Source organism: Pseudoalteromonas sp. MMG013, assembly GCF_018100885.1.
Lineage (GTDB): Bacteria > Pseudomonadota > Gammaproteobacteria > Enterobacterales > Alteromonadaceae > Pseudoalteromonas > Pseudoalteromonas aurantia.
On record NZ_JAGJEE010000009.1, the window covers coordinates 131,281 to 146,398 of the forward strand.

Annotated in this window: 7 protein-coding genes; all 7 read right to left on the reverse strand. The window is 42.3% G+C overall.

Annotated features, from left to right (window positions below; all coding sequences use genetic code 11):
- Positions 1-65: 65 nt before the first annotated feature.
- The 7 genes from J8L98_RS11035 to J8L98_RS11065 all read right to left on the reverse strand — a co-directional run bounded on the left by J8L98_RS11035 (position 66) and on the right by J8L98_RS11065 (position 15,088).
- Positions 66-4,499, reverse strand: coding sequence for a type I polyketide synthase (locus J8L98_RS11035; protein ID WP_210996455.1), 4,434 nt, complete (start codon positions 4,497-4,499; stop codon positions 66-68).
- Between the two features lie 99 nt (positions 4,500-4,598).
- The gene (locus J8L98_RS11040) at positions 4,599-5,453 is read right to left on the reverse strand and encodes a cupin-like domain-containing protein (protein WP_210996456.1); all 855 of its coding nucleotides are present in this window, start codon (positions 5,451-5,453) and stop codon (positions 4,599-4,601) included.
- 77 nt (positions 5,454-5,530) lie between these two features.
- Positions 5,531-6,499, reverse strand: coding sequence for a hypothetical protein (locus J8L98_RS11045; RefSeq protein ID WP_210996457.1), 969 nt, complete (start codon positions 6,497-6,499; stop codon positions 5,531-5,533).
- A 15-nt stretch (positions 6,500-6,514) separates the two neighbouring features.
- On the reverse strand, positions 6,515-7,345 hold the full coding sequence (locus J8L98_RS11050; RefSeq protein WP_210996458.1) for a sulfotransferase family 2 domain-containing protein: 831 nt from the start codon (positions 7,343-7,345) through the stop codon (positions 6,515-6,517).
- 8 nt (positions 7,346-7,353) lie between these two features.
- Positions 7,354-12,741 carry a non-ribosomal peptide synthetase gene (locus J8L98_RS11055; RefSeq protein ID WP_210996459.1) on the reverse strand — a complete coding sequence of 1,796 codons (5,388 nt, stop codon included), beginning with the start codon at positions 12,739-12,741 and terminating at the stop codon, positions 7,354-7,356.
- An 81-nt stretch (positions 12,742-12,822) separates the two neighbouring features.
- On the reverse strand, positions 12,823-13,638 hold the full coding sequence (locus J8L98_RS11060; protein ID WP_210996460.1) for a methyltransferase domain-containing protein: 816 nt from the start codon (positions 13,636-13,638) through the stop codon (positions 12,823-12,825).
- Positions 13,639-13,699: 61 nt separating this feature from the next.
- Positions 13,700-15,088, reverse strand: a complete 1,389-nt coding sequence (locus tag J8L98_RS11065) for a hypothetical protein (RefSeq protein ID WP_210996461.1) — start codon at positions 15,086-15,088, stop codon at positions 13,700-13,702.
- Positions 15,089-15,118: the final 30 nt, after the last annotated feature.

Below are 15,118 nucleotides of genomic sequence, written 5' to 3' on the forward strand. Positions count from 1 at the left end.
AGGGAATCTTATTTTTGCCTTTGCTATAAAACTCATTGGGCTTATAGAACTGTCTTTACACATCGTTAAAAAACCACTTCTTCAAATTCATCTTCATTCTCATTATTGCTATTCATCACGGCGTCAATTTCTTCCGCCATGTCAATAAAAGCAGAACACTCTAAAAACCTTTTTGTTGGAATACTCACACCAAATGCCTTTTCAATCTGTGCCAACACTTTAAGTCCAATCAATGAATCTCCACCGAGAAGTAAAAAGTCGTCAGATTTTTTAACATTCGAAAGGCGCATGGTCGAGCACCAAATATCAGCCAGAACTTGCTGAGTTGTCGTATCAAACTGCTCAGTTGCATGGATATCCGACTGGGTAACAGTACTTGGTACTGCTTCTGATATGCGTCGCTGCCCCACAATATGATCAGATAGGGCACGTGAGGACACAACAATAGGGGTTGAGGGTTTGCTTTGCAAGATACGCGATAACATATCGAACCCCTCTGTACTTTTAAGGGTATGAGGGTTATTCGCTTTAAGGTGCGCTAATACCTCACTCTCGCCTTGAGCACGCTCCCACCTATCCCAGACCACTGATATAACAGACGTTTCTCCTTCACTTTGAGTACTCAATCCATTCATATAAGCGTTGGCCGCAGCATATTCGAATTGTCCGATGCCACCTATCAAGCTAGAGATGGATGAAAACAGCACCATAAAGTCACAGCCTTGCTGTTTAGCCAGCGCTAACAGCTTTTGGCTGCCCTCAACTTTAGGTGACAAGCTTGCTGATAAACTACCCGCTGACTTCTCCGTGACAATTTCCTGACTTTTGACACCCGCTAGATGGAAAATTCCATTCAGTGGCAGCCCACTACAACGAGACACAAGTCGCTCATTAGTTAACTCCAGCGACTCCACCGAGCTGGATACAACAGACAAGCTCAAACATTGAGCTTTTAATGCCAAAAGGAATTTCACCAGTACTTTATTCGCGTCACTCGTGCTTTCGTCATTAAGCATATCGGGCCACTGTTCATCATCAGGAAGTGCGTGTCTTAACAATACAGTTAAATGCACTTTGTATGAATTGGATAGCCACTGACATAGTTGTTTACCCAGTTCACCGTTGGCCCCCGTTACCAAATAGTGACCTTGGTCTTGTATAGGTTGTCCTGCATCTTGAACTAGATCATGAGGCTCTAAGCGCTCAGACCAAGCCATACCGAACCTAAATCGTTGCACTGTGTACTGTGATTGGCCCACCAGCATATGTGCAAGTTTGGATTGATAATTAGCAGAACTCAATTCATCCTCATGATGACATACATCAATACAAGTCACTGAGGTATCATGTAATTCTTCGTCTAGCACCATACACGCCGCGCCTAACGCCCTAAAGGTGGCAGTGCTAGCTAAGGGATTACCTTGTGCATTCACTGGACAATTGAGTACTTTGACTTGTCTAATGCTGTGATGCTTGTCTTGATCTAACACTTTTGCAATATTCATGATATCGCATAAATATGGCTGCAACATATCATCATGACCTTGAAGTGGCTGAGCATAGAAAATGCTATGCACAGTTACTCTGCTCAGTGTCATAAACTCAAGCAATGCGGCTAAATCACTGTACACCCCTGTACGTACAACTAATTCCTTGCCTTCTTGCAAAACAAGTTGCTGTCCTAATAGAACGTGGATGATTGTATGCCCTGTTGATTTCAACGCTGACACAATACACTTTGCCAATCCATCTCCCTTTGAAAGCACTAAATGGCAACGGGCAGCTTCATCTGGCTTGTTGTAAGCGTCTACAAGTTGCTTAATCACTGGCACCCAGGCTTTTGGTGTTGCACAGTTTGGTGAAGGTCTATCAACAAGTTCTGATGACACCCAAAACTGAGTACGCTTAAATGGATAATTAGGTAATGAGCAACGCTGAGCTGAAATTGGGTGGTATACGCTATGCCAATCAATATCAATCCCCGCAACCCAGCATTGGCCTAGTGCCAACATCAATTGCGACCACTGTTTGTGTTGGCTTAGTTCCGAGAATTGCTGTGAGGCCAATATTTGTGAATAAGTAATACCATTTTGCTTGGCCAATTCCCCTAGTACTGCTGCTGGGCCCATCTCAACAAACAAATGATTTGGGTAGCTCACTTTAAGTACTTCCATGGCATCAACAAACTGTACCGACTGGCGCGCATGTTGTAACCAATAGTCAACATCTTTAGCTTGAGTCTGCGTCAACCACTGACCAGTTAATGTTGACACAATGGGTAGATTCAAATCACCAAATGTGAGGGTTGAGAGCCTAGTTTGTAATGCTTCAAGAATAGCTGTCACACTCTCACAATGAAAAGCCCTGGTTGTTGGTAATAGTTTGTGAGCAATATCTACCTTAGACAAATTAGCTTGCAACTGTATGATTTTCGCATCAGGCCCAGCAATCACAAGCCTTTGTGGTGCATTGTAAGCAACTACCTCACAGCCATTTGGTAAGTGACTATGGATATCTGACGCACTGGCTGCAACAGATAACATTTTTCCTGGGGTTGTTTTTTGCATGAGTTGCGCGCGTGTCACCACCAGCTGTAGTGCATCTTTTAAATCCCAAACCCCGGCCAAACAGGCCGCGACTATTTCGCCCAACGAGTGACCAACCATCGCAACAGGCTTAACACCCCAGCTCATATATAATTTGGCAAGTGCATACTCAAAACAGAACATTAGAGGCTGCGTTATATTCGTTTCATTCACAGCCTGTTGATCAATCGAAACCGAGCTGTCTGAAAAATAATCGAGCAGTACTATGTCACTGACCGTGCTCAACTGCCGTGCACACAGCTCTATATTGCTTCTAAAAACTGGTGAGTATTTATATAGGGCTATGCCCATTCCTAGATACTGACACCCCTGTCCAGGAAACATAAACACAACACCATCATTGGCCAACTCTGTATTAGTCTGATGTTCATTGTTGATATGTTTTATGCCAGAGTTTGGGCAGGGGACTAGAGCACCGCGGGTTTTGAGTATGGAACGACCAAATGCAAGTGTGAAGGCAGCGTTGTGCAGATCATTGTTACTTTTTTCATGCAAATGATTTTGCAAACGCTTTGCGTACTCGCTCAGTATGTCATGACCATAAGCCGATATAGGCATCGCCATCATGGGTATAGTTTCGCTCGGTTGTTGCGGTTTCACATACTCCTGAACCACCAAATGACAGTTGGTACCACCTATACCAAATGCACTCACTCCAGCGATCCGTGGCTTATTATCTGACCACTGTCGAAGCTCCGTATTAACAAATAGCGCAGAGTTTTCGAAGTCTATAGCTGGGTTAGGTGAAACAAAGTTTACAGATGCTGGTATTTGTTTATTTTTGATTGCTAAAATTACTTTGAGCAAACTTGCTATGCCTGCGGCTGAACCACAATGTCCGATGTTGCTTTTTACCGAGCCGAGCGCACAAAAACCTTTTTGCGATGTTGATGCGCCAAATGCAGATTGTAAGGCCGCGACCTCTATCGGATCCCCCACTAAGGTTCCCGTCCCATGTGCCTCAATATATGAAATGTCTTGCCCTGAAATCCCCGCCAGTTCCCACGCTTCTTTAATAACTTCTGTTTGACCGATTTGTGAAGGTGCGCTAAACCCAACTTTATCATTACCATCATTGTTAATCGCATACCCACTAATCACAGCATGAATATTATCTTTATCTGCAATAGCATCCGTTAACCGTTTAAGTACGACAACCCCACATCCATCAGCAAAGATAGTCCCTTGAGCATCTTTATCAAACACTCGACAATGACCGTCAGGAGAGAAGATACTGCCGGGCTCAAATTGATAGCCTTCACGCATGGCCAGATCAACTCTCACCCCACCAGCGAGCGCCATATCCGTTTCATAATTTAACAAACTAGAACACGCTTGGCTGACAGCAACCAATGATGTTGAACATGCAGTATTAATGCTCACACAAGGACCCTTTAGGCCCAACTTATAAGCAACAAGCGTAGTTAAGTAGTCTTTGTCATTGCCCCACAGAACTTTCGCTAATCCTGTTCTATCAACATACGTACGATTTGGGTAAAGGTTTTCCAAAAGGTAGGTGCTGATACTTGAGCCCGCAAAAATGCCACAGCGAACATCTTCAACTTCACCAATATTGGTGTATCCGGCATCCTCTATGGCGTGGTAGCAAGATTCTAGAAATATACGTTGTTGTGGGTCTAACACCTCTGCATCAGCAGGAGTCATGTTAAAAAATTCCGCATCAAATGCTTTTATATCATTTAGTGTGCTATGTGCATGGATAAAATTACTATTTTCACTCTGGTGATGAGCAGCGCTACTTTGCTCCTTTCGCTCAATAGACTCACGCCCCGAGGCTAAGTTCTCCCAATAGGCTTGCAAATTTTCTGCTTGCGGAAAACGTCCTGCCATCCCAACAATGGCAATTAAACTACTACTGTCTTGCTCTGTCATTTTATTTAATTCTTTATCATTATATTCAGTCGGTTAGATTAAACTAACAGCCAAGCTTCTGGCTTATTCCCTATGAGGTTAAGGCTCTACTACAACGCATCACAACACAGCTTGTTTAATTCTTCTCATCATGTACATCGGCGCATTAATTGCGCTTAAGCTGGCTGGGTAATTTAATTTCCAATTCTTTAATGAAGAAGACCAAAAGTAGGCAATTGACATGTTCCACCCAGCACCTTGTGTGACATGCAGCCAATGTACGGGGATAAACAATACATCTCCTGGACGTACAATCAAGTCAATGCTTTCAAGCTGGCCGACTTGTGGATACACACTAAGATCAACACCTTGGTTGTTGGGAAAAGCATCCCGGTTAAGCTGATAGAAATTGATTAAACTACGATTGAAATATTTTGAAAGCGTAGGAAAAGGTGCCAGCGATTTGAATTGCTCAGGTGAGTACAGTCGAACATGCTTTTCACCGCTAATTTGTGTCAACATTGCTTCCGAATAAGGGTGAAAATGACCCACACACTGCGTATTTCTACCCACAAAGACTTCCGCAAAATCTTTTTTAATTTGTGCAAGAACATCAGGTTCAGATGAAACTTCCTTGAGCTTAGGCAGAAGATGCAGCTTCAAGCCTGGAACATATATTTCGGAATGTGGGTCTGTGGGATTAACGCACGACTTAATAATATTGCAAAAACTATCAGGGCGCTGAGTAATACTCTGAAAGTCTATCTGGGCTGTATCAAAAGGTGTACTTCTCAATGGCGAAAGAACTTCTTTTTCACTTTCGATTAATGCAACCAGATCCTCTGCCTGCCAATTCAGGATATCCGATGATAACGCATTTCTTATTAGCAACGGTCGGTTTTGCGAGATAGCACTTTGCAGCATTTCACGATTATTGGCTGCGTTCTGTGAGTCCATTTCTATATTACTATTCATATCTATTCTCGATTAATGCTCAGCTAGTTTTTTTTGTAAAATAGCAGGCAAGCTTTACGCATTGCCCATTCACATATTTAGGACAAAATCGTCCCTATTCCTTGTTGTTTTGAAGCTTCACATACGTAGTAGCCCGTCGCTATATCAAACACAGCCATACCCATCGGGTTCAACATAACCACATCATCATCATTAATAGTGCTAAAAACTTTGCTACACACAAGCTCTGCCAAGCTAGTGGTTTCTTCTTTATTTAATAGCCCAGCTTTATACATGTATTCCACGTCGGTGTTTTGGCGACAAATCTCTTCCCATTTATCCACCAACATACAATTAACCTGCCCTCTAAACTGTGCATCATAATCTCGTAAAGATACGTTCAAATGAAGTGACCCAGGTTTTGCTTTACCGTGCATATACCCTTTAGCAGAAGTGGTCGCTGTAATTATCATATCGGCATCAGCAAAAGCTTCTTCCCAACTACTCACAGCGTTTACTCGGCTGGCTAGATTCTGTGGAACTGACGCAATATCCACCCCTCTTGGGTCATAAATCCTAATGCTGCTCACTTTGTCTGCAAACAAAGCTGAGATCATCGCAAGGTGATGTTGTGCTATCACGCCAAATCCAAGTATGCTGATATCCCACTGTTGGCGATGTGGCTTTGCTTCAAAATATTCTCTGATCACCAACCCAGTTACCGCAGCAGTGCGCATCGCGCTAACTAACGACGAGTTGATAATACTCTTTGGCACACCTGTCTTGGTATCATTCAAAATAGTGACTGATTGCGCCCTTGGTATTCCTAATTCTAAGTTTCCAGGGAAACTCGCTATCCATTTAATACCCGCAAGATCAACTTCTCCACCCAAGTGTGCTGGCATCGCGATGATACGGTTGGGGCTATTTTCAAAAGTAACATAAGGCTTGATCGGCTGACAATAATCTTCTTGGTATATCGCCTCGCAAGCATCACTCACTTTATCGATCAATAGGTTCCAGTTAACTTCCAAGTTTGTTAAATCCTGATGTGACAGGTACTGCATATGTTCTCCTAGCAATTATAAAGGGGTAACTTTGTATATAAGGTTTAAAAATAGTTGTTTGAATGCGCTGGCCGCATGTAATGCTTCATTGCGAGCGGTGAACTTTTCAAGTTTAAGGTCATGCCCTGCTTCGGCATTTCGTCGCTGAAACAGTTCACAGGCAAACTGATATAGCTCTATATCAAAACAGTTTCTTTCTTCTACCTGTTGTCGTGTTTGTGGCTCTAATCCATCAAACTTAAATTTATTGGTCGCGGTATTCTTGCGTTGATAATAAGTAATAGGCCAATTCATTGTTTGGCAAATATATAGTAATGATGCGTCAAACTGTTCGGTAATACCAAAAGCAGCAAAACGATGCGCTAAGTTATATTGTGCTGCCTCTAGGTGCTCCTTAGTAACCACTTCATTGGCTGTATTAAAGGATTGCCCACACAGCATTCTCACCTGGCAGTTATCTAACTCCGCAGACGCATTAGACGTAAGAAACTCTCTAATGCTCACCTTATTACTTACCAACCAATCATGCAGATAATGGTTTTCCAGCGTCATAATATAAAAGTAATAAGAGATCAAACGCTCCACCGGATCTCTTAAGAAAGTGATATGTGGTACGTCTTGGATCGAAGGGTCAAAGCCATACGGAAAATGCCCAGTGATCAAGTGAATATCAGCTTTATCTTGCTCGCTCAACGAAACAAAAGTTTCCAGTTGTTGAGTCGCGGTTTGCTGACCCTTTTCAATGTAAAAGTCAAACACATTGTTTGGGTCATACAAACTACGTAATATATGCCCAAACGTCGTGCCCCCTGTGCGGGGGATATGACTGAAAGCAATTCTTTGCATGGTCACTCCTATATCGCCATCTTTAATCGTAATTTTTCAATCAAAGACAATGATTGACTTGAGTCACTAGCGCGCAAAGTCTCACTGTATATTTGACATATAGTCGATGCTAACTCGTCAGGGCAATCTCTCAATAAATAGTGACCCACATCTGGATACTCCACAAGCATCACTTCAGCGCTTATTTGCAACCAATGTTTAAACTTGTGTTGATACCCTTTAGTCAGATGGTCATGTGTACCCGTAACGCAATATAACGGCAATGGGAGTTTAGATAACTGTCCATTTCTGATTGCCACAAGCTGATTGTTATAAAACACTTGAGCTAAATAAGTGTCGTATTTGAAATCCTTCAAAAAGAAATTTAATTCCGCAGGGTCTTCAGGTAGCGGTGCGCCCATACTGTTTAAGAAATCAACAACTTCAGTATCACTTCGTGTATCCCGTGGTGTCATTTTAACTCGTTGCAATGCCCCGCCCACCATCAGCCCAGTAATGGGAAGGTTGGCATTTTGCAGAGCATATGTAATAGAGATAGCCATTGCAGAGCCATTACACTGACCAAATACCAAAATTGGCGTGTTGATGTGTTCTTTAACAAACTCAACGGCCTGTTCTGTGAGACTATTAATAGCCTCCATCATCGCCGCATCATCGGGTGCCTTATCACGAGGTAAACGCAGTCCATATAGTTCGATGTCTACTTCTTTATTATCTAGCGCACTTGCGACATCTTTAAAGCTAATGGCATCACCACCAGAATTGGAGATACCGATCACCGTAAGCTTGGGTTTGTTGGTGTATTTTGTTAGCTTCTGGAGTGTTTGTTGAGCAAGCTTATCGCTATTTTCATCAACAAACTCTGCCAACGATTCGATTGTTGGGTAATCATAAATGTTAACAACCGACAAACCGCCACCAAACTTAGCAGCAATTTGAATCGCTTTAAACGAGTCTCCCCCCAATGCAAAGTAATTATCATTGACCCCCAGCTCTTGCTCTTTGAGCACTTCTTGCCAGACTTCCGCTAATTTAATTTGTGTTGGTGTTGAAGGTTTAACTTTACTGTCACTCATCACCAAGGAAATATCCATAGCTAACAGCTTTGGTCTATCTAACTTACCGCTTTTGTTCAGTGGGAGTTGTTTATGTGTCATCACAACATTTGGGATCATATAAAATGGTAACACTCTGCGTAACTGAGACAAAATAGCCTTGTTATCCAACTCTTCATTAGATTCAAGGTGAGCCACCAGTATCGTCCCTTTTTCGGGCTGATTGACATCTAGCACGACCGCATTTTTTATTCCCGATAACAGCTTTAAATGCTTCTCTATTTCTTCCAGTTCAATACGATAACCATGTATCTTCACTTGCTTATCTTTTCGACCGAAGAACTCAATCGTGCCATCTTTTGCGTAACGACCAATGTCACCCGTTTTGTATAAACGCTGCTTATAATGGTCCACAAAAGGACTCGTCATAAATGCAGCCGCTGTTTTTTCGGGATTATTAATATACCCACGACCTACGCCCACACCAGAGACAACAATTTCACCTTTCACGCCATGAGGCACCACCCTCATAGCAGGGTCAACAATGTAAATATCAAAATTCTTCAGCGTTTTACCAATCGGTACTGTATCGGTGAGGTTTTCAGCAGTCGCTAAATGATGCGTAATATCATCAGAAGCCTCTGTTGGGCCATACGCATTGAACACTGGAATATGGCTAAACTTCCCAAACCATTTCTTCAATAAAAAAGCATCTAGTGTTTCACCTGTCACCATCAAAAATTCCAATGTAGGGAGCGCTTTGATGTCACGAGCTTCTAGTTGATCCAATAACAACCCTAAATAAGATGGCACAACTTCTAAAATTGAAATCTTGTCAGTCTGTAAAGAGTCAACGAATCTGTCAATATCCAGTACTTTGTCTTGTGTGTAAATGTAGGTTGTCCCACCGACCAAGAGAGGACAGAACATTTGCCAAACGGAAATATCGAAGTTTTGAGAGGCATTTTGCACCAGACGTGATTGCGTATTCATACGCAGATCTTCTACTTTGTTTAGCATATGGTTCAATGCACCAATATGCTCAACCTGCGCTCCCTTTGGCTTACCCGTCGAACCAGAAGTAAAGATCACATAGCTTAAGCTATCCACAGATACCGTTTTATCAATCTTCTTTGCGCTGATAGTCTCGTCTATTAAAATAGATTCATTAAAAGGCGTAACCTGACCTTGCCATTCAACCGCTAAGCTTTCCCACTCTACTGCACTGACGACTAATTCAACCTGCGCATCTTCCAACATAGAAGCAATTCGCTGTGCAGGCAGTTCAGGGTCCACAGGAACATACCCTTTGCCCAGTTTCCAAGTGGCTAATATACTCAGGACCAGAGGGATCCCCCTAGGCATAACCAATGCGATGAGCCCCTCGTCAGGCCCACTTATGTACTGTTGTAAATGGTTTGCCAGTCGGTTTGAATAGCTCTCTAGTTGAGCATAAGTTACTTTTTCTTGTTCACAGATCAGTGCCACTTTATCTGCATATTGCGCACTCGTGCGCGAAATAATGTCATGAGGACACAGCGCTGGTAAATCTAGGGTATTTTGTTTTGCCCATTCACTTTGTAGCTGCTTGTCGGCCTCTGACAGAATATCAATTTCATTGAGCATAATGTGAGGATTAGCCGTTACATCTAGTAGCAGCTGACGATAAATATTCGCCAGCTTGTTCAGGTCTTCATGAGCGTAGCGGCCAGAGTCATACTTAAAGTACATATGAATATTATCGCTGGTCACGATATCCAAAGAGATTGGATAATGACTTGACTCCTCCATCTGGAAGTCACTCAATGTCAGTGATTTATCTTCACTTGCTCCAGCCTGTGAACTAGGCATATTTTGTACGACCAAGAGCGTGTTAAATAGCGCGACCCCATTGGTCACACCGCTTAACTTTGTGACCTCTTGTATTGGCAAGCTGCTATGCCGCTCTCGCTCAGCTTGTTGCCCTTGCAGCGCTACAACCCATTGCGCCATGCTCCCTTCATTTGGGATTTTGCTAACGATAGGTAGTGTATTCATGAACATGCCCAGCATGTTCTCAATTCCTTCAACTTCCGCTGGTCGCCCTGCCACGACAGTACCGAATACCACTTTACTATCACCACTGTAACGATGTAGTAAATAACTCCAACACGCACTTAATAAAGCGTTTGGCGTCACACTCATTGACTTTGCAGCAGTATAAAGCTGGCTCGATTGCTGCCCGTCTAAGCTTAACGTAACCTGCTCTCTTGCTTTACTCTGGACCTCTATTGGTAACTCAATATTCAAACTTGTAGGGGTATTAAACCCGCCTACTTGGTCTTGCCAATAACGCTTGGAATCATCTAATGGTTTTTCGCTCAACCACTTAGAATAAACCTTTGCTGGAATTTCTCGCTCTGCTAATCCTTTGCCTTTGTTAAAATAATTATCCCATAACTGGTCCATAAACAGTCGTTGACTCCACCCATCTAAAACAATGTGGTGAGCAATAAACGCAACATGGTAGTGTTCATCATCCAACTTAAATACCGACAACTTCGTCAATGGACCTGAGTTTAAATCTAGCGCTTTATGCTGTTCAATATGTTGCGAGATATGCGTATGCGGTTCATCAGTTACGGACAAATCTACATATTCAAAACCACTGACTACTTTGCTCAATACAACTTGATGTATGACTTCACTATTGATGTCAGTGAACACAGTTCTCAATGCACTAGCACATTGAACAACATGCTGATAAGCAGAATGTAACCGCTCTATATCAACATCACCAGTCATATTGATTGAGCCTACACTGACATATGCAGAGCGATTAATTAAACTTTCAAAATAAATACCATGTTGTAATGGCGTTATACGGTGCACCGACTCCATTTGTGGATAAAGAGTTACAAGACGCTCTAGCTGATCTTCGGATAGTTCTGCATTGGTATCACTCGCTAAAATTGCTTTATTATAATTTGCACAAAGACTCTGCGCTTGATTGAGAAACTCAGATTTGAATGCTGAAACCAGCTTGGTAAGCGCGTCTTTTTCTGACGCATGTAGCGCGAGGACTAGCTCATCATTACCACAAAATGCAGACACATGTACCTTATTCTTGATATTGTGTGCAACGTCCGCCACCACTGACGGGCTGATGTGCCTTAGTTGTATTTGATCAGAAAACTTGGGCGCACACTCTAAGTAACTGACCACCACAGCCAGCGCATTCTCATGAGGACATGCCCCACCGAAAACACTACGATCGCGGTTAGCTTTGTCATGAGCATCAAGTTTGAGGTGCTTTAAAGTCTGCCATACAGGTGATCTTTCCTGTGCATTTATCTGCCAAAGGTACCCAAGCTCCACACCCGCAATGTCATTGCTTACATCAACCCCTTGAGTAATTAAATCTCGCAGTCCCGAACGGCATACTAAAGCAACGTTCTTATTATCTAGGCCGCTTACCAAAGTACTCTCAACTAATGCAGATAAAACCATTTCACTTGTTGTATTAGCTTTGTCAGCGAGCTGTTTAAGCGTAGCAAAAGACAAGCCAGTACTAATTTGCTCTGAAAAGCAGTAACCAGATACAACATTGTCATTAGGCGCATTGAGTAACGGTGCACTGCTGTTTTGCAGCTGCTCTGAGAAGTAACTCGGCCAAATGCTCGCCAAGCTGGTTTTAGATAAAGGGTGTACTGTAGCTGAGCAATTTAGAAATTGCTCAGCTATCAACGACACAGTGCTTGTGTCTGCAATTAACCCATGTAATGCCAAAACAAATTCAACGTGCTGTTCATCGACAGGTTGCCAAAGTGCACAGCACACCTTGATATTTGACGTATCAAAACGCACTAAATCAAGTAGATTCTCTTGTGTTATCCCTGACAGCTTAGGAAGTGGTTCGTTTGCTAACTGAGCGCCAACTTGTAGCAAATGTTCGCCCTGTGCACTTTGACTTAGGTACGCTCTTAAAATCGCATACTGCTCCACAAGCGTGTAATACGTTTTTTCAACTTGGTCAACTTGAGTTTTATGAACAGTGAAACTCAACTGATGAAAAGCCGAGCCCCCTATTACCGTTGATGATCCAGCTAAAGATTTCTGTAATTCCGTCAATGGAATACTTACAGGTTGGACATCCCGACGAGACAATACTTGGTCAAAGGAATGCTCCTCCAGCACAAGCAACAGTGTGTCTTTGTGTTGCTTAAAATATGCAATATCTTCTTGCGTCAAAGCGCCCTGTGGCGCTGTGATAGAGATATTCTGGTCTCTATTCTCAAGTTTTACTTTTTTGGAAGCTAAATACTCTAGAAATGAGAAGATGCCAAATTCTTCTTTGTGCACTACAAAATCCTATTTTTATCAGAGTCTAATTTAAGAGATTGTGAATAGAGCTTTTTAAATTTAAAAAGCTCCTTTTTAGTACTACTTTGTATTACTTGGCTGTAGCAACCACGATACTCGTTTCGCATTTTTGTAATCAGTAAGTTGGCGCCAGTCGTCCACCCCTTGCTGATGCCAATCAACCTCTGTTGCATTGAAGTCAAAATGACTAAACATCATTCGCAGCGCATCGTTGGTTGCCCAAGCCATCAAACCACTCTTGTCAATGGTGGCCCCCGGCGCATTAGGGTCTTCATATAGCAGTACGATTGAGCCAGAAGGTTGTTTAACGATTTTTCTTAAATGGTTGAAGATATTCCATTTCCCTGTTTGCCTATTGTTCAATTGAACTGAGTCAATAGAACGATTAACGATATAGTTAACCATTTTATTTCTAAAGTTCTTAAACATTGGTTCACGAGCAACCCATGTGTCTAAAATAAACAAAGATGGTTGAATTCGTTTTACTTCTGCCAACACTTCAAACTGCGACACTAAATGAGAAAATACGCCAAAACACAAAATAACATCGAACTCGCCAGGTTCCACCGTTCTTAGGAATGCGGTGAGATCACATTGCTCAAAGTCATACTTACTTCTGTCAATTTGCATTTTTTCCATATTGCTAAATGCTTCATCTACCGCTTCTTGACGACCTTCAACACCTTTGACATAACTCGCACCGCACTGCAATGCGGAATATGAAAAGCGGCCATCATGCGATGCTAAATCCAGAACACGTTTGCCTTCGAAAAATTTGCGGTTTCTTGCAATCAACACTTCCGTTCGCCAATTTAAGCGCTTTGCGTGTGCTAATACCTTGCTGCTTTCAAGATAAGGTGTATTTGTAAAGTCCACGTACATTTGTTACTGCCTCTTATTCTGTTCCGAACTAAAATCTTTAACTATTCAGTTTTGTTTAACGCTTTGACACTTCGATGATCATGCCTTCTTTAGCTCCTTTAGCAGCATTAATTACGCCATCCGAGTTACCTTTTTCTTTCATACGACTTTGCGTGCCACCATATCCGTCACCTAAGGTAAAGGTGCCTAGTATGATGTCATAGTCTTTGAGGCCACAATCGCCAGATTGCGCCGTGAAAGGGACAGATTCACAAAACTTTTGAACAAGCCAACTCTTTTGTTGCAACGCAGTATCTATAGCAGCTATCCACTGTTCGTCGGTCATTGTTCGCCCGATGAATACATCATCTCCTTGCTTACCTGTTGCATCTTTGATAACTAGATTGTCTTTTTCTGAACGCAAATACTCACTCATCGGAACTGACTGGCCGTCAACATCGATATTTGCGTTCTTAAGCTCCCAGCATAGAGGAATATATTTGTCTATCGCTTCGCGCTCGGCGTCACTAAAATGCACACTGTTTTTGTACTCGTGAAGCAAGGCAAAATTCAACTTATTGTTATAAGCAAAACATAACGGGTTATCAGGCCAAATAAGGTTGTTGTTAGAAAATGCGTGGAGTAACTCAGAACACACATTCTTTGCGTTTGTTGTGATGACGACATGAACGCGATGCTCTCCTGCATACAGCACATCACCTTCAAGGTTGAGCGGGGTTAACTCATTAATAACTGGAATTATTTTCCCAGTTAATCCTTTCTTGGCAACTTCCTCCTCAAAGACACTGAATACTAACTTTTCTCTTTGTTTTGCCACGTCAGTCAGCTGTTCATTGCCAACCATTGCCATATTAAAGTGTCCATCGATACCCAGTTGATGAGCATACTTCGTAACTTCATCTGCAATAAAACGTGCGAAGCATCTAATCGTATTTCTAACTGCAAATTCATATTCATCAGCATGTTGTTCAAAGAAACGGCTAACCGGCAGTTCATTACGATACATACTAAAAAAGAACGGTAGGTTCCAGCCACCCAGTGTCGTTGAGCAGTTGAGTTCCAGCGCCTTTAAACCTGTGTTGGTCAATATGAAATCATTTCTGGCGATTGCCGGCTTATAAAACCCATTAGAAGCGGCGCATGCCTGTACTATGTCATCTCTTTTGTAACCATAAAAAGACTTCAATTTTTCCGCATCATAGCCAAAGATCCGCTCGGGAATATAAGAAACGAGCTCCAGCACTTTCTTACTCGCCTGTGCAAACTCATCTGCAAGTTCTTTGTCCATCAAGATGGGCACTGATTGCAGTGGTACATGGTAGTTTTTTAAATGCTCAGACATTTTTACCGTTGAATAATCAATAGGTAACTGACACTCTTTGTTATTTTTTATAAACTCTAGGTATTCGCTACCTAGACAGCTTAGATCGTAGTAATTTTCCATATTTGTACCTTTTACTGTCTACTTCATCAC